Annotated in this window: 8 protein-coding genes; all 8 read left to right on the forward strand. The window is 64.8% G+C overall.

Annotated elements, in window-relative coordinates; translation table 11 throughout:
- Positions 1-316 precede the first annotated feature (316 nt).
- The gene (locus tag AL346_RS10560; RefSeq protein WP_082312490.1) at positions 317-1,342 is read left to right on the forward strand and encodes a universal stress protein; all 1,026 of its coding nucleotides are present in this window, start codon (positions 317-319) and stop codon (positions 1,340-1,342) included.
- Positions 1,339-9,756: a GH36-type glycosyl hydrolase domain-containing protein gene (locus AL346_RS10565; protein WP_245303197.1), complete on the forward strand. Its 8,418-nt coding sequence runs from the start codon at positions 1,339-1,341 to the stop codon at positions 9,754-9,756. Before AL346_RS10560 ends, AL346_RS10565 begins: the two co-directional genes overlap by 4 nt.
- Before the next feature lie 185 nt (positions 9,757-9,941).
- Positions 9,942-12,545: a cation-translocating P-type ATPase gene (locus tag AL346_RS10570; RefSeq protein ID WP_245258839.1), complete on the forward strand. Its 2,604-nt coding sequence runs from the start codon at positions 9,942-9,944 to the stop codon at positions 12,543-12,545.
- A 166-nt stretch (positions 12,546-12,711) separates the two neighbouring features.
- The gene (locus AL346_RS10575; protein ID WP_026014865.1) at positions 12,712-13,494 is read left to right on the forward strand and encodes a hypothetical protein; all 783 of its coding nucleotides are present in this window, start codon (positions 12,712-12,714) and stop codon (positions 13,492-13,494) included.
- Positions 13,495-13,629: 135 nt separating this feature from the next.
- The gene (locus tag AL346_RS10580) at positions 13,630-14,940 is read left to right on the forward strand and encodes a glucoamylase family protein (RefSeq protein ID WP_156332730.1); all 1,311 of its coding nucleotides are present in this window, start codon (positions 13,630-13,632) and stop codon (positions 14,938-14,940) included.
- 123 nt (positions 14,941-15,063) lie between these two features.
- A complete protein-coding gene (locus AL346_RS10585; RefSeq protein ID WP_019400685.1) occupies positions 15,064-16,062 on the forward strand; it encodes a ribose-phosphate pyrophosphokinase in 999 nt (332 codons plus the stop codon).
- 55 nt (positions 16,063-16,117) lie between these two features.
- On the forward strand, positions 16,118-17,476 hold the full coding sequence (locus AL346_RS10590) for an MBL fold metallo-hydrolase RNA specificity domain-containing protein (protein WP_019400684.1): 1,359 nt from the start codon (positions 16,118-16,120) through the stop codon (positions 17,474-17,476).
- On the forward strand, positions 17,473-19,005 hold the full coding sequence (locus AL346_RS10595; RefSeq protein WP_053193624.1) for a thymidine phosphorylase family protein: 1,533 nt from the start codon (positions 17,473-17,475) through the stop codon (positions 19,003-19,005). The genes AL346_RS10590 and AL346_RS10595 overlap by 4 nt, the downstream gene beginning before the upstream one ends.
- The last annotated feature ends 81 nt before the right edge of the window (positions 19,006-19,086 follow it).

Raw genomic sequence — 19,086 nt, forward strand, 5'->3', positions numbered from 1 at the left:
GCTTCCTGCTGTTCTTTGGGCGACGGGCGCTCCGGCATTCAGGTTCCCGATGCGGTTTGTGAAGCGGTTTTTGTACCGCGTCGAGTTCGCTGGCGGCTCCAGTTTTTTGAAAGAATGGAGCGATAAGAGTTTGGCGCATATGATTTGGATCAACTCCAAATCCTGTTGGTCGGTTTAAAAAGATACGGCACTTGGAGAGAGCCGCATTTTCGCCGGGCGGCGGAACGTAGGCGACCTCTTGACCGTTCTATCGGAAGAGGGGCCGAAGCATTCGCTTGAACGTGCCCCTTAGCATCATAGCAGCAGGGAGTGTGCCATGCCGGAACTCGAACTCCTGAAGCAAGACAAGACGGAGGCTCTGCCACCTCTCCAGGACGTCGGGCATCAATTCCTTCGCCATGTCTTGGCCTGTGTCGATGGATCATCCTTTGCGGGTGCCGTGTTGGCACACGCCGCCGCGGTGGCCATGGCGGCGGGGGCGCGACTGACCGTCCTGCGCATTCTCGAGCCGTCGTCGGGACACTCACCGATGGACCCGGTGGAGTGGACACTGCGCCACCGCGATGTGGAGGCTGCCTTGCGCGAGCGGGCGGCGCACCTTGACGACCTTCAGACGGACACGGTGGTCGCCGACGGACCGGCTGCGGAGCGTATCTGTGCCTGGGCGCGCGACAATGCGATAGATCTGACCGTGCTGGGGCGGTGGGGCGAAAGCAACGGGTCCTTCGGCGGGATGGGTGCCACAGCGCGTCGTGTCGCCGAGGCCGTCAACGGCTCGCTGTTGATCGTGCCGTCGTCGCAAGTCGGTGACGCGCCGATACGGTATCGCCGCGTGCTGATACCGCTCGATGGTTCGTCGCGATCAGAATCCGCCTTGCCGCTTGGTCTTGGAATCGCGGTCGCCCACGACGCCGAGATCATGCTTGTTCATGCGGCCCCGAATGTCGACCTCACCGAGGCGAGCCCTCCCGGAGCGGAGACCATCACTCTGCGCGACCGGCTGCGCCGCCGAAACGAGCGTGCGGGCGAGCGCTATCTGCAACGAGTCCGGTCTCGGTTGCCCCTCACCGCGGGGACGAGAGTGAGGGTTTTGCCAAGCGGCGATCCCCGCCATGCGCTCGCTCGCGCGGCGGTGGAAGAGCACGCCGACCTTTTGGTCCTTTCCTGCACCGGCCAGAGCGGACACCCTGACATGTCGGTTGGCAGCGTCGCCGACTACCTGATCAACCATGTGGACATCCCTGGCCTGCTCGTGCGGGGACGTGAAAGCAGTCCGCCGATGAGTGACAGGAAATCAAGCGAGGCCATGCCCCTGCGGCTGCCGAGCCGGACGCTGATGTGACACTGGCCGAAGCACTGGAGGACACCGCGCCAGAGCGCGCGTACGCGCTTGCGGCTGTTGCGATCCGGTTGCGTCATGACATCGGCAAGGGCGTTCCCGAACCGGTTCCCGTGTGGCGGAAACTCTCCGCCGTCCCTGCATGGTTGGATCGCGCGCGCCGCGGTTGCGTCGATCCGCCGCCGCATGCGGCCAAGGCCGCGGAGTGGGTGCTCGACAACGAGTTTCAGGTGCGGCGCGCCATTCGGCAGGTTCGCGAGGATCTCCCACACGCCTTCTACCGCCGATTGCCCCGGCTGGCTGCGCCCGAATATCGGGGAATCCCGCGAGTCATGGCGCTGGCGCAAGCCATGCTCGATGTTGCGCATATGCAGGTCAGCCTCGCGGGCACGGTGGAGTTCGTCAGAGCCTATCAGCAGGACGGGCCGCTGACGATTGCCGAACTCTGGGCGTTTCCGGCGATGCTGCGCCTTGCCTGCCTGGAGGCGCTCGTCCACGCGTTGTCCGAGCTTCTGCCCGACCTTGCCCCGCCGTTCGAGCCGACACCCCGATTGACGCGACGCGAGACGCTCGACCCGACCGAAGGTGTCTCGCGCGCGATTTCGGCGCTTATGGCGGTGTCGAACACGTCCTGGAAGGCGTTCTTCGAGCGGGTGAGCCGTGTCGAAGCGATCCTGCGGGACGATCCCGCCGGCGTCTATTCGGCCATGGATTTCGATACGCGCGACCGATACCGCAAAGCCGTCGAGGAAATCGCAGACGGCGCGCCTGCATCCGAGTGGGAGGTCGCAGAGGTCGCGCTGAAACTGACGCGCGCCCACTCCGGCGCGCGGCGTCTTGGACATGTCGGATCCTGGCTGATCGCGGAGGGCCGACCGGAACTCGAACAGAAGGTCGGATTTCACGCCAGTCGGGATGCCATCCTGCGCCGTTGGGTCATCGCTCGTCCCGGCAGAAGCTATGCTGGGGCACTGGCAGGCTTTGCGATTGCAGCGATGATATTACCTGCTTTGCTGCTCTTCATGCTCGACGCCAGCGCGGCGGCGTGGGTGGTCGGACTCGTGCTGGCGCTCACGCCCGCAATGATCATCAGTGTCACTTTCACGCACTGGATCGTCACTCGACTCGTCCCACCTCGGGTGCTGCCGAAGCTCGACGTTGAACAGGGGCTGGGCGCCGGCTGCGACGCGGCGCTGGTGATGCCGGTGATCGTGCGCAAGGCGGCCGAAGTGGCACCGCTCATCGAGCGCCTGGAGACGCATTGGCTGTCGAATCCCGATCCACTCATCCGCATGGCACTACTGAGCGACCTCGCGGACGCCGATGCTGAGCGCATGCCGGAGGACACGGAAATCGAGGCAGCTCTGGTGTCTGGTGTGCGCCGCCTCAACGCGCGCTACGCCGACCATGCACCGTTCATGCTCCTCCACCGCCGACGCCGATGGAATGCCGCCGAAGGCTGCTGGATGGGCTGGGAGCGCAAGCGCGGCAAGCTCGAGGAACTCAGCGGTCTTATTCTGGGTCACCTGCCTGATGCCTACGCCTTGCGTGAAGGTGATGTCATCGCACTGCGCCGGGCGCGCTTCGTCGTTACTCTCGACGCCGACACCAAGGCGCCGCCGAACGGCATCAACCGACTCCTGGGTGCGCTGGCCCACCCGCTCAACCGCGTCGAATTCGATCCGACGAACGGAAGACCGCGCCGCGGCTACACCTTCATCCAGCCCAGAGTTGAGATTTCACCCGATGCCGGCGACCGCTCGCTGTTCACCCGCCTCTATACCGGCGACACCGCCATCGACATCTACAGCCGGGCTGTCTCGGATGTCTATCAGGACCTGTTCGGGGAGGGGATTTTCACCGGCAAGGGCGCCTTCGACGTCGCCGCGTTCCACAGATGCCTGCATGGCTGCGTACCGGAGAATGCGATCGTCAGCCACGATCTGTTCGAGGGTCTTCACGGCCGTGCCGCACTCGCCAGCGACATCGTCTTTTACGAGGACTTCCCCGCAAACTATCTTGCCTATGCGCGTCGCGCCTTTCGATGGATCCGGGGAGACTGGCAGCTTACGCCCTGGCTGGGCAGAATCGTATCAGGCCGTGGCGACGCCCGCCTTCCCAACCGGCTTTCCGCGCTCGACCGCTGGAAAATATTCGACAATCTGCGCCGCAGCCTCATCCCCGCGGCGCTTGTCGCATTCGCGGCGGCGGGATGGCTGGCTCTACCAGGACACGCCCTGATCTGGACGATGCTGACGGTCGCCGCGCCGGGTGCGTACCTCTTCACCGACCTCGTTACCAGTCTGGCACGCGGGCGCAGGCGGGGTGCAACGCAGAGCAGCCTGCGCCAGCTGGCCGATCACGCCGGGCGCTGGCTGCTGGCGATCATCTTCCTTGCCTACGAGGCTGCGACCGCGATTGATGCGATCGGGCGCACGCTTTGGCGCGTCTACGTCTCGCGGCGCCGGCTGCTGGAGTGGACTTCGGCCGCGCATTCCGCAGCGGAGGTTTCGCGAACCCGGATCGGCATCTGGTGGGAGATGGCTGCAGCCCCTCTGATCGCGACCGCCATCGCCCTCCTGCTTGCCGTGCTTGATCCCGCCGCCCTGCCTGGTGCAGCGCCGCTGCTGTTCCTATGGTTCGCCTCGCCCGAGATCGCCCTGCTTATCAGCAGGAAGCGACAGGCTGTACCCGAGACCCTGCGGTCCGAAGACCGGCTCTATCTTCGCCGGATCGCGCGGCGAACCTGGCTCTACTTCGAGACGTTCGCCGGCCCCGACGATAACTGGCTACCGCCCGACAACTATCAGGCAAGCCCGCACGAAGAGATCGCACATCGCTCCTCCCCGACCAATGTCGGAATGATGTTCCTCTCGGCGCTGACGGCGTGGGATTTGGGGCACATTGGCCTTCGTGATCTGGCGGCGCGAGCAACTGCCGCCTTGGACTCACTCGATCGGCTGGAAAGCTATGCCGGCCACTCGCTCAACTGGTTCGACACAAAAACCCTCAAGTCGCTCGCGCCACGTTATGTCTCGACGGTCGACAGTGGCAATCTTGCGGTCAGCCTGCTCACGCTGCGCGAAGGCTGCAGGGAGGCCGCGAGGGGTCCGCTGCTGTCGCCAACGCTTTGGGACGGATTTGACGATGCGCTTCATCTGCTGCGCGAGGCTCTGTCCACTTTGCCCGAGGCCGATCGACGGGCGATCTGCGATTTGCTCGACGTCATTGCCAGCAGGCTTCCGGCGATCCGAAGCACGCCGGGGAACTGGCGATCAGCACTGGATGAAATCGGCTCGAAAGAATGGCGACAGGTTCAGGGGCTTGCCGCCAAGGCGCTGGAAGCGGACGTCAATGCCACTTCACACGAGATCTATCTCTGGCTGGATCGCGCCGATCACCACCTGCTGAGCATGCGGCGGGACCTCGAACAGCTGGAACCATGGAGAGCACTGATCGATACGCCGCCGGCCGGGCTTGAAGGGCTGGCGGAGCTGCTGAAGGCGCTGCCACAACCAGATACTCGGATTGACCAGATGGCCGACAGGATCGGCCGGGCCCGCAACGCGCTATCCGAGCTTACACCCGCCGATTCAGAGAGCCGACGCTGGGTTGCAGAGGTGATTGCGGCACTCGACCGGGGGGATGCCGCGTCCCGCGACCTTTTCGACGGCCTTGAGCAATGCGCGGCTCGCGCCGAGGCTCGCGCCTTCGGCATGGATTTCCGGCCGCTCTATGACGCGGAAACCAAGACCTTCTACATCGGTTACAATCTCGACTCCAGCCGATTGGACCAGCACCACTACGACCTGCTGGCAAGCGAAGCCCGATTGGCAAGCTACTTCGCGATCGCCAAGCGCGACGTGCCCGTCGAACACTGGTTTCATCTGGGACGCCCAATCACGAAGACGTCCGGCGCGCTGACGACGTTGTCGTGGAATGGGTCAATGTTCGAGTATCTCATGCCGGCTCTGCTGTTGCCGAGCGATGCGGGGCGGCTTCTGGGTCAAAGCGAACGCGCCGCTGTCGCCGTGCAACAGCGTTATGGTGACAAGCTCGGCCTGCCCTGGGGCGTCTCAGAATCCGGCTATGCTGTCCGTGATTCCTCGCATCGCTACCAGTACCAGGCATTCGGAGTTCCCGGACTCGGACTGAAGCGCGGGCTCTCTGAGGATTATGTGGTCGCGCCCTATGCGAGCGCATTGGCGCTGGCCGTTGCGCCGCGGCTTGCCACCTCCAACCTGCGTCGCCTGGACAAGCTCGGCCTGCGCGACCGGTACGGATTCTTCGAGGCTGCCGATTTCACGCCGGACCGGCGACCGGCACGAGGCGGCTTCACGCCCGTCCGGGCCTACATGGCCCACCACCAGGGCATGATTTCCGCCGCCATCGGAAACGCGCTCGACGACAACATCCTTGTGAGGCGTTTCGGCCGCGAGCCGCGCATGCGCGCAACCGAGCTGCTGCTGCAAGAGCGTGTTCCGTGGGAGTTTCCGCCCGAGCAAGCCACCGAGACCGAAACGAGCGCGCCCGATCTCGCACGCACGCCGACACCGGCGCTGCATGGCTGGACTGCACAAAACCGGCAAAGCCCCCAGTTCCACGTCATCGGCAACGGAAGTCTCGCATCCTGGCTGACCGACGCCGGAGGCGGAGCGCTCTGGTGGCACGGCCAGTCGCTCACGCGCTGGACCGGCGATGAAATCCGCCGAAGCGGCGACGCGCGCATCTATCTAAGCGAGCACGACAGCGGAACGGTCCGCTCGCTGGGCGGACGCGACGCGGCTGGCACGTCGGAGACAACGTACCATGCCCACAAGATCGACTTTCACGAGCGCGTGGGGGGATTGTCGACGAGCCTCGAGATCGCGATTGCGGCGGGCGACGACGTCGAGATCCGCCGCGTCACGCTCTCCAACGACGGCGACCGGACGCGCGAGATCGATGTGACAAGCTATGCGGAGGTCGTCCTTGCGCCTGCGGCGGCCCATGAGCGGCACCCCGCCTTCAACAAGCTCTTCGTCCACAGCGAGCGGCTGGATGGCCAGAATGCGCTTGTCTTCAAGCGCCGCCCGAGACGACCCGCCGATCGGCCGCCGGTCCTCATTCACAGCCTGTTGCCGGGCGATGCCGCGGTGACGCCGGCAGGTTTCGAGACAGACCGCAGAAGGTTTCTCGGCCGGCACGGCGACCCCGAACGACCGCCGGGCGCGATCGACCTGCTGGATGGCACCGCCGGATGGACACTCGATCCGGTCATGGCGTTGCGCGCGCGCGTTGTCCTGGCGCCCGGAGCGCGTGCACAGGTCGATTTCGTGACGGTTGCGGCAGGGTCACTTGGGACGGCGCTCGAGATCGTCGAGCGCTACGCATCCCCGGCGGCGCTCGACTGGGCGATGGAAGATGCGCTGCGATCTGCCGCGCTCGAAGCGCGGCGCCTCGGGCTCGATTCCCGAACCCTGGCCGAGGCGCAAGCCCTTTGCCGCGACCTCGTCTTCCCGCGACGGCCGCCGCTCGCGATGGCGGCAGCGTCGCAGTCGGCACTGCCCGCCCAGCCGCAGCTCTGGAGCATGGGGCTGTCTGGCGATCTTCCGATCGTCCTGGTGCGGGTCGTCGACGATGCGCATGCGCAGCTTCTGCCCATCATGATCCGGGCGCATCAGTGGTGGCTGAGGCGGGGGCTTCGCGCCGATCTGGTGATCCTGCGTGAGGGCGCATCGGGTTATCAGGAGCCGATCCGTGATCTGCTGTTCACCGCTCTTCGCGACGCGAACGTGCCCGAGGGTCTGGGCGGACCGGGTGGCATTCATCTTCTGGCCGCAGACCGGTTCGGTGCAGCCGAGCGTCGGACCCTCGAGGCGACGGCCCGGGTGGTCCTCGATGGAGCGGCCGAGTCGCTGGCCGAGGCGGTAACACCGCCGCAATCGGGACGCACCGCGCCGCCGAGTTTCCAGGCGGTCGGCCCGCCACCGCCTGATCCTGTCCCCGCACCGCCACTCGTGCGCCCCGAAAATCTCGCCTTCGACAATGCCCTTGGTGGGTTCACCCCGGGAGATGGCGACTATGCGATCCATCTGGAGGGTGGGCAGGTGACACCGGCGCCGTGGTGCAACGTGCTGGCCAATGAGAACTTCGGCACCATCGTCTCGGAAGCGGGACTGGGCTTTAGCTGGTCCATCAACAGCGGTGAGCATCGCCTCACGCCCTGGTCGAACGACCCGGTGGGCGATCCGCAGTCCGAGGCGCTCTATCTGCGCGACGAGGAAACAGCCCGAATATGGACACCGACCCCGCTGCCTGCCGGCGGCGCTGCGTCCTGCCAGATCCATCACCGTGCAGGCGCCACGACCTGGCAGCGCAACGAAGAAGGCCTCGAACAGCGTCTCACCGTCTTCGTCCCGCCCGATGATCCAGTGAAGCTGGCGCTGCTGACCCTGTCCAATCCTGGCAACCGCGGCCGCCGGTTCACGGTCACTTACTATGCCGAGTGGCTGCTTGGTGCGATGTCCAGCACCGCGCGGCCGCATCTGGTCACCGGTTTCGACTTCGAAAGCCGAGCTCTGATCGCTCGCAATGGCTGGAACCCGGAATTCGGGGACCGCACTGCGTTTCTTGCCGCAAGCCGACCCCCGCACAGCCTGACCTGCGACCGCGCGGCATTTCTTGGAAGGCAGGGCGATGCGGCCCGCCCGGCCGGCCTAACGGCCTGGGGCCTAGACGGTGCGACCAGCGACATCGCCGACCCCTGCGCGGCGTTCCAGGTCCACGTCGATCTGGCTGCAGGCGCAACGGAGGAGGTCGTATTCGTGCTTGGCGAAGGAAGCGATCCCACCGATGCTGCGCGTCTGGCGGTGCATTGGGCCGACGTCGAGCGGGTCAAACAGGCGCTCGCCGAAAACGACGCCGTATGGAAGCGGCGGCTCGGAGCCGTCAGGGTCACTACGCCGGACCCGGCGTTCGACCTCATGGTCAATCGCTGGCTCCTCAACCAGACCTATGCGTCGCGCATCTTCGCGCGCGCCGGATTCCAGCAGGCCGGGGGCGCCTTCGGCTTCCGTGACCAGTTGCAGGACATGATGGCGCTTCTGTTTTCCGAGCCTGAGCGCGTGCGTGCGCATATCCTGGACTGTGCGTCGCGCCAGTTCGAAGAGGGCGATGTGCTGCATTGGTGGCATCCCCCTCTGGGGCGAGGTGTGCGAACGCGCTGCTCGGACGATTTGCTGTGGCTCGTCTATGCAACCGGTCGCTATGTGGGTGCCACCGGCGACACCTCCATCCTCGCCGTGGAAGTTCCGTTTCTGTCCGCCCCGCCGCTGGGGATCGACGAGGAAGACCGCTACGCTCTGTTCGTGTCGGGCGCGGAGCGCGAGTCGCTATTCGAGCATTGCCGGCGGGCAATGGATCGTGGCGTCACAATGGGCGCTCATGGGCTGCCACTGATCGGCACCGGGGACTGGAACGACGGCATGGACAGGGTCGGCAGCGAAGGGCGTGGCGAAAGCGTGTGGCTCGCCTGGTTCGCAGCGGTCTGCGCCGACACCTTCGCTGGCCTTGCCTCGGAAACCGGACGCAACGACCTCCATGACATCTGGAAGGCACGCGCCGATGATCTGCGTCGGACTGCCGACGCAGCCGGCTGGGATGGCGCATGGTACGCGCGCGCCTTCGCGGATGACGGTCTGCCATGGGGTTCGAAGGAGTCCGACGAGTGCCAGATCGACAGCATATCCCAGTCCTGGGCAGCACTCGCCGGCGGCCCCTCACCTGATCGATCCGCCATGGCTGTCGCCGCCGCGACCGAGCGTCTCGTCGATCATGATGCGCGGCTGGTGCGTCTGTTGACGCCGCCGTTCGACCGGACACCGCGCGATCCGGGCTATATTCGCGCCTATCCGCCCGGTGTGCGGGAAAATGGCGGTCAATACACGCATGCGGCGGCCTGGCTGGGTCTGGCCCATGCGCGGCTGGGCGATGGAGACGAATCCTATCGCATTTTCGATCTGATCAACCCCATACGCCGCGCGGGCGACCGCTCCGAAGCGGAACTCTACCGCGCGGAACCCTATGTGGTGCCGGCCGACGTCCGCGGCGCCGGGCCCGGCATCGGTCAGGCCGGCTGGACGTGGTACACGGGAGCCGCCGGGTGGACATGGCAACTCGCCGTCGAGGGCATTCTTGGCCTGAGCCTCCAGCGCGGTGCGGTCAGGATCGCCCCGCGGCTCCCCAGGAGCTGGGGCGGTGCAGAGGTCAGGGTCAAGGGCCCCGACGGGACACTGGTCGTTACCATCGAAGACCCCGACCGGATCGGCGGTGGCCGCGTCGAGCTAGCGGTGGAAGGTCGACCGCTGGACGGCGATTGCATTGCCCTCCCGACAGGCGGGATCGAACGGCGCGTCACGGCACGTCTGCGGCCCTGAGCCCCGTTGCACACCAGCGAGTGCAATTTGGTCCGGCCAAAGTCTGGCAGTCGATTTTCTGCAGGCTCCGGCACGGACCGACCGGTGAGGTCAGCGCCCAAGCGCAAGAACAGGTAATGTAAGGTAAGGGCAGATCAGTCGACTTGTGTTTCCGGGTCTGTTTCTCGCCACGAGAGGTCTGCAATTTGAAGTTGTCCGTTACGAAGCCGCAGGAGTCAGCACCGTCACATCAGGGCCTCACCCAGGCCGAGGCCGAGGCCCGGGTTGCCGCCGAGGGCTACAACGAACTGCCTCGGGCCCGCCGCCGCACGCCCTTGCGGATCGTGTTCGAGGTCTTGCGCGAACCGATGCTGGCGCTGCTGGTCGCGGGGGGTGTGGTCTATATGCTGCTCGGCAGCCTCGAAGAGGCGCTGGTTCTGCTGGCGTTCGCCTGCCTGTCGGTGGGCATCACCGTGGTGCAGGAGGCGCGGACCGAACGTGTGCTGGAGGCGCTGCGCGATCTGACGAGTCCGCGCGCCCTCGTGATCCGGGACTGCGAGCGCCTGCGGATCGCCGGGCGCGAGGTGGCGCGCGGCGACCTGATCGTGCTGGCCGAGGGCGACAGGGTGCCGGCTGACGCGGTGCTGATCGAGGCCACGGGGCTGTCCGCGGACGAATCCCTGCTGACCGGCGAGGCCGTTCCGGTCCGCAAACGGGTGGGAACGCCCGATCCAGACACCCGTCCGGGCGGCGAGGACCTGCCCGTGGTCTTCTCGGGCAGCCTGATCGTTGGCGGATCTGCCGTCGCCGAGGTCACGGCGACCGGGACCGCCAGTGAGATCGGCAAGATCGGCGCTTCGCTCGCCTCGCTGGAGACCGAGACACCGCATCTGCAGCGCCAGATGCGCCGCCTGGTCATCGGTTTCGCGGCGCTGGGGGGCGCGGTCAGCGTGGCCGTCGTGGTCCTCTATGGGCTTTTGCGCGGCGGCTGGCTGGAGGGCGTGCTCGCGGGTATCGCCGTGGGCATGTCCATGCTGCCTGAAGAGTTCCCGATGGTGCTCGCCGTCTTCATGGCGATGGGGGCGTGGCGGATCTCGAAGGTCAGGGTGCTGACGCGACGCGCGTCCGCCATCGAGACGCTGGGCGCGGCCTCGGTGCTGTGCACCGACAAGACCGGCACGCTGACCGAGAACCGCATGACGATCGCCGAACTCCGCCTGCCCGACGGAACGGCGGCGAGGATCGACGACACGGCCTTGCCCGAGGCGTTTCGCGAACTGGCGGCGGCGGGGGTCATGGCCTCGGCCCCCGAACCGTTCGATCCGATGGAAAAGGCGTTTCATGCGCTGGCCGCCGCGGACCTGCGCCTGGACGAGACCCTGCCCGGTGCGGGCCGGACCCTGGTGCGCAGCTATCCGCTTGCGCCCGACCTCCTCGCCATGTCGCAGGTCTGGGCAAGCGACGGCGCGGGTTGGCAGATCGCCGCCAAGGGCGCGCCCGAGGCGATGGCCGACCTGTGCGGGCTCGATGCGGCCGCCCGCGCCGGGGTCACGACGCAGGTGAACGAGATGGCCGAAGCCGGCCTGCGGGTCCTGGGGGTGGCCGAGGCCACGTTTGCCGGCGCCGATCTGCCCGACAGCCATCGCGCCTTCGCCTTTCGCTTTCTGGGCCTTGTGGGCCTGGCGGACCCCTTGCGTGCCTCGGTACCGGAGGCAGTGGCCCTGTGCCGCAGCGCGGGCATCCGCGTCATCATGATCACCGGGGACTATCCCGCCACGGCGCAGGCGATTGCGGCGCAGGCCGGATTGCAGGGTGGGCGGGTGATCGACGGGACCGCACTTCAGGCGATGTCGGACGCCGATCTGGCAACCGCCGTGCAGGACGTCACCATCTTCGCCCGCATCATGCCGGAACAGAAACTGCGCATCGTCACCGCACTGAAATCCGCCGGGGCCGTCGTGGCCATGACAGGCGACGGCGTGAACGACGCGCCGTCGCTGAAGGCGGCCGATATCGGCGTGGCCATGGGCGGGCGCGGCACGGACGTCGCGCGCGAGGCGGCCAGCATCGTGCTGCTGGATGACGATTTCGGCTCCATCGTCACCACCGTGCGACTTGGGCGGCGGATCTATGATAACCTGCGCAAGGCAATGAGCTTCATTCTGGCGGTGCATGTGCCGATCGCCGGGCTCGCCTTGATGCCGCTTCTGTTCGGCATGCCGATCCTGTTCGGTCCCATGCACATCGCCTTTCTGGAAATGGTGATCGACCCGGTCTGTTCGCTGGTCTTCGAGGCCGAGACCGAGGAAGAGGGCGTGATGGACCGCCCGCCGCGCCCGCCCGCCGAGCCCCTGTTCTCCGTCCCGACCATCCTCTGGAGCGTGGTCCAGGGCGCGATGGTGCTGGGTGTCACCGCCACGATCTTCGCGCTTGCCCCCGGTTACGGGCTTCAGGCCGATCAGGTGCGCGGGCTGACCTTTGCGTCGCTGGTCCTTGGCATCGTGGCGCTGATCTTCGTGGACCGCTCGGTGTCATCGTCTCTCATCACGGCCATCCGGCGGCCCAACCGGGCACTGGCGGTGGTGCTGCCGATCGTCGCCGTCCTGCTGGCTGTCACCCTGTTCTGGCAACCCGCCCGCGATCTGTTCGGCTTCGCGGCACTTGACCCGATATTCCTGGCCGTCCCGCCGCTTGCAGGGCTGGCCGTGCTGCTGGTGCTCGAGGTGCTAAAACCGATGTGGCGCCGGAGCGTCCGTGCCGGCGTCCAGTTGGCGGCAACTGGAAATGGCCACCGTTATGACAACACATGACATCGCCACTTCCGAGAAGCTCTCAGACCGGTTCGTCAGCCGCACAGATGCGGGTCACGTCCCGGGATGGCTCGAACAGCGCGTCAACCGGCGCGGCCCGCCAACGACGCAAGGAATTTGAGAGATACGGGCTAGGATATAGACTAGTGCCACTTAGGATCACTCAATGAGGATGTTCGGCGGGACAAGCGGCAAAGACCAGATTCAGTGGCGCATCGCACGCTGGGCTTTATGGCGTTGCATTCAGAGTGCCGCTCAGCGTGTTCTGATGGACAGAAGACTGCGGGACAAGACAGGCCGCGAAATCCGGTGGCTGCGGAGCGAGATCAATTCCTTTCTGAGCGGAGTTGCATCTGAAGTGGCACGCCTTCGCCCCCTGGCGCGACTTGGCGCATTGCCGGATTTCGGCAGTCAGCTCATGGTCGAGCTTGCGATCTATACCGTGGCGGCAGACAGGACGCTGCGTGGCAGCGACCTCGATCACCAGAGCGCGCGGGACGCCTTGGCCGACATCGGGTGGTCTGTCTATCGCCGACTGCTCTCACTCTCGTCCCTGCCGGCGCGGCTCGTCACGCGCGATGCCGGAAAGCGGCTGCGGTGGAGCATCCGGGGGCTGCTGATATTCCCCTTCCGGCCGATCGGTGCGCCTGGCTACGCCGCCGAGGTCTTTCGCGAAGGGGAGGACATACATACGCATTTCACGCATTGTCCTCCGCAAAGCTTTGCCCGGCGCATTGCCGACGAGACGAGCGATCCTGAAGTGCTAACCGGCTTCGCAAACAGCTGGTGCAAGTATGACTGGCCAGGCGCTGATCTGATAGCCGCCGACGGACATCGGGGGCACTATATCCGGCGCCGAACACTTTCGGCCGGGGATCCGGTCTGCGACATGTGCTGGGCCGCGCGCCCGCGCCGTGAGACCAGAGAAAGCAAAAAAGAAGACGGTTAGTGAGGCCCGACTTGTCAGCAAAATAGAAGCGTTCTGCGGAAACAAATGCATGGGACACTCATCGATTGGCACATCCATTGGCGATTCTACGAAGAACAAGCGTTGTGCGCACGCTGTGAAACGGCGGGCCTTGTGATGCAGCGCCAACCGAACGAGAAATCGCCCCACTTCCCAGAGACGAGGCTGGATGCGTTGCAGCGTCATGCCTTCAATTACTTCCTGAACGAAACCAATCCCGCGAATGGACTCGTGGCTGACAAATCGCAGCCGGACGCCCCCGCGAGCATCGCGGCCGTGGGTTTCGCGCTCGCTGCCTATCCAGTCGGCGTCGAACGCGCATGGATCTCACGCGACAGTGCAATCGAACGGACCCTGGCGGTATTGCGGTTCTTTTGGGCCAGTGCGCAGGGGGCAGGCTCTGACACGACTGGGTACAGAGGCTTCTACTATCACTTTCTCGACATGACCACCGGACGGCGCGCAGGCCTCTGCGAGCTGTCAACCGTCGATTCCGGCTTCCTGCTGGCCGGCATGCTCGCCGCTGCGGCGTATTTCGATCGGGACAGTGAAGAGGAGCGGGAGATACGGACGCTGGCCGACGCGCTCTACCGGCGCGTGGACTGGCCATGGGCGTGCGACGGCGGGGCGACGATTAGTCATGGGTGGACTCCCGAGGCCGGATTTCTGCCCTACCGCTGGGAAGGCTATGACGAGGCTGTTCTGCTGTACGTGCTCGGGTTGGGCTCGCCTACTCGTTCCTTGCCAACGGAGAGTTACGCGGCGTGGGCATCGACCTATGAATGGAAGGAGATCTACGGCTACGAATTCATCTATGGCGGTCCGCTCTTCGTCCACCAGTACTCACACATCTGGATCGACTTCCGCGGAATTCAGGACGCATTTGCGCGGGACAAGGGCATCGACTATTTCGAGAACAGCCGCCGCGCGACCCATGTTCAACGGGAGTACGCGATCCGCAATCCACTCGAATTTGTGGGATACGGAGAGTACTTCTGGGGCTTGACCGCGAGCGACGGGCCCGGCTGGGCGACGCGCCGTGTCAACGGCATTGAGCGCGCCTTCTTCGACTATGTCGCCCGCGGCGCGCCATACGGCCCAGACGATGGGACGGTCGCGCCATGGGCCGTCGTGGCGTCGCTGCCCTTCGCCCCGGAGATCGTGTTGCCGACGATTGCGCATTTTCAGGATGTGTATCCGCAGGTGACCGGAAAGTACTGCTTTCGGTGTAGCTTCAACCTGAGCTTTCAGAACGAAGAAGATGTCCACGGTGGCTGGACGTCGCCCTATCACTTCGGGATCAACCTTGGTCCTGTGGTGCTGATGTGTGAGAATTACCGATCGGAATTACTGTGGCGGCTGATGCGAGCCAGCCCTTACATAGTTACAGGTTTCCGTCGCGCGGGATTCATCGGCGGTTGGCTGTGACGGCGGTGGAGGATTGCGATTGTCGAAGACGAGATAGACCGCCGGTGGAGCGTGGGAATGGGTGAGCTGCGCTTCTACGGGCGGCACTGAGGCCACCGGTAGAAACTGAAAGAGTGCATTGACATGCGGCTGATCCTGCCTTTGCCCGGCAACGAAACTTTCGCCCGTCATCTTGCTGAAGCCGGAGGATGGGAGCTTGGGCACATCGAAACCCGGCGTTTCCCCGATGGCGAGAGCTATGTCCGCATTCTTTCGGATGTCGCCGATCGGCCGGTGGATTTGGTCTGCACGCTTGCACGGCCGGCCGATGGCTTCCTCAGCCTCGCATTCGCCGCGGACGCCGCCCGCTCGCTTGGCGCGAGCGAGGTGACGCTGATCGCGCCCTACCTTTCCTACATGCGACAAGACCGACGCTTCCAACCGGGCGAGGCCATAACTTCGAAGACATTCGCGCGGCTCCTATCTTCGACCTTCGACCGCCTGGTGACAGTCGACCCCCACCTACACCGATATCCTGCGCTTTCCGCGCTCTACACGATCCCGACCGATACGCTGCACGCGGCACCTCTGCTGGCAGATTGGATCGCCGCAGAGGTCGACAAACCGCTGATCGTCGGCCCGGATGAGGAGAGCGAACAGTGGGTGTCGGCAATCGCCGAGCGCATCGGCGCTCCGTATACCGTCCTGCGCAAGATCCGGCACGGCGACCGCAACGTCGATGTCGAATTGCCCGACCTTTCGGAATGGAAGGCCCACTGTCCGGTCATCGTCGATGACATAGCCTCGTCCGGGCAAACGCTCATCGATGCGGCAAAGAAGCTGCCGCTCCAGGGCTTCCGGCGACCTGTCTGCGCAGTTGTCCATGGCGTATTCGCCGAAGGATCCTATGAGCGCCTGAGGCTCCTCACCGACAGAATAGTTTCCAGCGACTCCATTCCACATGAGAGCAACGCCATCGGGCTTGCGCCGCTGATCGCAGCCATGATCGCGTCCGCCAACAAGACTCCGGTCGACATAAAGCGGCACCGCCGTCCGCCCGAACCTTATGACGAAGTTGAACAGGCGGGCCTGGATTCGTTTCCCGCCAGCGATGCTCCGCCTTGGACAGGTGGCGTCGACTGAGCGGCGAACCCTTTCAGGTGGCGACTAAGCACATGAATTCGACCAGGAGGAAGTCATGCTCAAATTCACATCACTCGGCGGTGCGGGCACTGTCACCGGTTCGAAACATCTTCTTGACCATGACGGCAAGCGGATCCTCGTCGACTGCGGATTGTTCCAGGGCCTTAAGAACCTGCGTGAGTTGAATTGGGAGTCACTGCCGATCGCCCCTTCGAGCATCGATGCAGTGGTTCTCACCCACGCCCATCTCGATCATTCTGGCTATTTGCCCAAGCTCGTAAGGGATGGCTTCCAGGGCAAGATCTTCGCAACCGACGCGACGCACGACGTTGCGAAGCTGATCCTGAGGGACAGCGGGTTTCTCCAGGAGAAGGATGCCGAATACGCAAACCGCAAGGGGTTCTCGAAGCATAAGCCGGCCCTGCCGCTCTACGGGGTTCGCGACGCGGAACGCGCCCTCGAACGCTTCTCGTCAGTTCGGTTCGACGAGCCCATGCAATTGCCCGGCGGTGCGACTCTGAGGTTCAGGCATGCAGGCCACATCATGGGTGCCGCCACCGCAGATATCGAATGGGGCGGCAAGCGGATCGTGTTTTCCGGGGACCTGGGGCGTTATGACGATCCGGTCATGCCCGATCCGGTCTTGGTTCCGGAGGCAGATTATATTGTCGTTGAATCGACTTACGGCAACCGAACCCATCAAAAGGGCGATCCGACCGAGATGCTGGGTTCCGTCATCGACCGCACGGTTCAGCGCGGCGGGACCGTGGTGATTCCGGCATTCGCCGTTGGCCGGGCGCAGTCGCTGCTCTATCACCTCTGGCAATTAAAGCAGGCTGGTCGTCTGGCATCCATCCCGATTTTCCTCGACAGTCCGATGTCGATCAGCGCGACCGACCTGCTTCACACGCATCGCGCGGATCACCGGCTCTCGCCTGAGGTTTGCGACGCAGTCTGCGCCATCGCCACCTACACCAGGGACGTCGAGGCATCCAAGGCGATTACCGCCAGTACCTATCCCAAGGTGGTGATCTCTGCCAGTGGCATGGCGACCGGTGGCCGCGTTCTCCACCATCTCAAAGCCTTTGCACCCGATCAGAAGAACACCATTCTGTTCTCTGGCTTTCAGGCGGCCGGAACCCGCGGACGAGCCATGTTGCAGGGCGCCCGTGAGATCAAGATCCACGGACAGTGGATACCGGTCCAGGCAGAGATTGCCGACCTTCCTGCACTTTCGGCGCACGCAGATTCCGATGAGCTGATGCGCTGGCTCTCCGGCTTTCGTCATGCGCCTGCCCGCACCTTCATCGTCCATGGGGAGCCCGAAGCTTCGGAAGCCCTGCGCGTCCGCATCGGCAGGGAGCTGGAGTGGAAGGCCACCGTTCCCCGCCAGGATCAGGCGTTCGACCTATGAGCCAGGGTGACGCCGAACTCCCCGCCACACCGAAGCTGCGCGCAACACGCCTTCGCCTGCACACACAGCACCAGGCGGTGGTCATCATGCGGACCGACTGCCATGTCTGCCGCTCGGAGGGTCTGGCTTCCCGATCGCAGGTCCTGGTGTCGAGCGGTGGCCGGGAGGTGCAGGCAACCCTGTTCCAGATCGAGGGGGACGATCTGCTCGCCATCGATCAGATTGCGCTCACCGAAACCACATGGAAGATCCTGAGCCTCGACGAGGATGCCGCGGTCACCGTCACGCATGCACCGACGCTCGAATCCCTCGCCAGTGTCCGCCGTCGGATCTATGGGAATCGCCTCGACGCGCACGCCGTAGGGTCGATCGTCAGGGACGTCGCCGCACGACGCTACACAGATGTGCATCTGGCGGCCTTCCTGACGGCGAGCGCCGCCCTTCCTCTGGACGAGCAGGAGACCATCGATCTGACGGGAGCCATGGTCGATGTCGGCGAGCGCTTGCTCTGGGATTCCCCGATCGTGCTCGACAAGCATTGCATTGGCGGACTGCCGGGCAACCGCACAACCCCGATTGTTGTCGCGATTGTTGCCGCCAACGGGCTCGTGATTCCCAAGACCTCGTCGCGCGCAATCACATCGCCGGCAGGAACTGCGGATACCATGGAGACGCTTGCACCGGTTGACCTTGATATCGCGACGCTCCGACGCGTCGTGGAGGCCGAGGGCGGCTGCATTGCCTGGGGCGGGGCGATGCATCTCAGTCCGGCCGACGATATTTTCGTCCGCATAGAGCGCGAGCTCGATGTCGATACCGAGGGACAGCTCATCGCTTCGGTCCTGTCTAAGAAGATCGCGGCCGGCTCGACGCACGTCGTGATCGATATCCCGGTCGGAGCTACCGCCAAGGTCCGCGGCGAGGCGTCGGCGCGTCACCTCGCGGAACGGATCAGCGCCGTCGCTGCGCGTTTCGGACTCTGGGCCACTTGCCTCTTGACCGACGGATCGCAACCGGTCGGTCGCGGAATAGGCCCGGCTCTGGAAGCGCTCGATGTCCTCGCGGTTCTCCGTAGTGCACCGGATGCACCGGATGATCTGCGCAGACGCGCGGCGGCACTGGCTGGCGCCGCCCTGGAGATTGGTGGGAAGGCCGCCAAGGGGGAAGGAGCAGCCGCTGCGCTTGCGACCCTTGCGGACGGGCGAGCCTGGCGGAAGTTCCAGGCCATTTGCGCGGCGCAAGGAGGCATGCGCACGCCGCCGCGGGCGTCCCACATTCATCCACTGATCGCACCGCGTGCAGGTCGCATTGTTCATATCAACAATCGCAAGCTGGCAAGGCTCGCCAAGCTCGCTGGCGCGCCGGAAGCCAAGGCAGCGGGCGTCTACTTGAATGTGAGTCTCGGTCAGGAGATCGACAAGGCCGAGGCACTGCTTGACATCCACGCGGAATCCGCGGGCGAACTCGCCTATGCGTTGGAGTATGCGCGAAGAAGTCCGGACATCATCGAAGTTGAGCTTTCGTCTTGATGGTCGCTGTCGAGCTTGGATGGCTGAACGCTCTGCGATGCTACTGATCGCCTTGGGGAATGGCAACTGAACATATTTAGC

This window comes from Chelatococcus sp. CO-6, from assembly GCF_001271345.1.
GTDB lineage: Bacteria > Pseudomonadota > Alphaproteobacteria > Rhizobiales > Beijerinckiaceae > Chelatococcus_A > Chelatococcus_A caeni.

Excerpts from the sequence above, each read along its gene's own strand:
- AL346_RS10560 (WP_082312490.1), top strand. The coding sequence starts at position 317 with ATGCCGGAACTCGAACTCCTGAAGCAAGACAAGACGGAGGCTCTGCCA.
- AL346_RS10575 (WP_026014865.1), top strand. The coding sequence starts at position 12,712 with ATGAGGATGTTCGGCGGGACAAGCGGCAAAGACCAGATTCAGTGGCGC.
- AL346_RS10580 (WP_156332730.1), top strand. The coding sequence starts at position 13,630 with ATGCAGCGCCAACCGAACGAGAAATCGCCCCACTTCCCAGAGACGAGG.
- AL346_RS10585 (WP_019400685.1), top strand. The coding sequence starts at position 15,064 with ATGCGGCTGATCCTGCCTTTGCCCGGCAACGAAACTTTCGCCCGTCAT.
- AL346_RS10590 (WP_019400684.1), top strand. The coding sequence starts at position 16,118 with ATGCTCAAATTCACATCACTCGGCGGTGCGGGCACTGTCACCGGTTCG.
- AL346_RS10595 (WP_053193624.1), top strand. The coding sequence starts at position 17,473 with ATGAGCCAGGGTGACGCCGAACTCCCCGCCACACCGAAGCTGCGCGCA.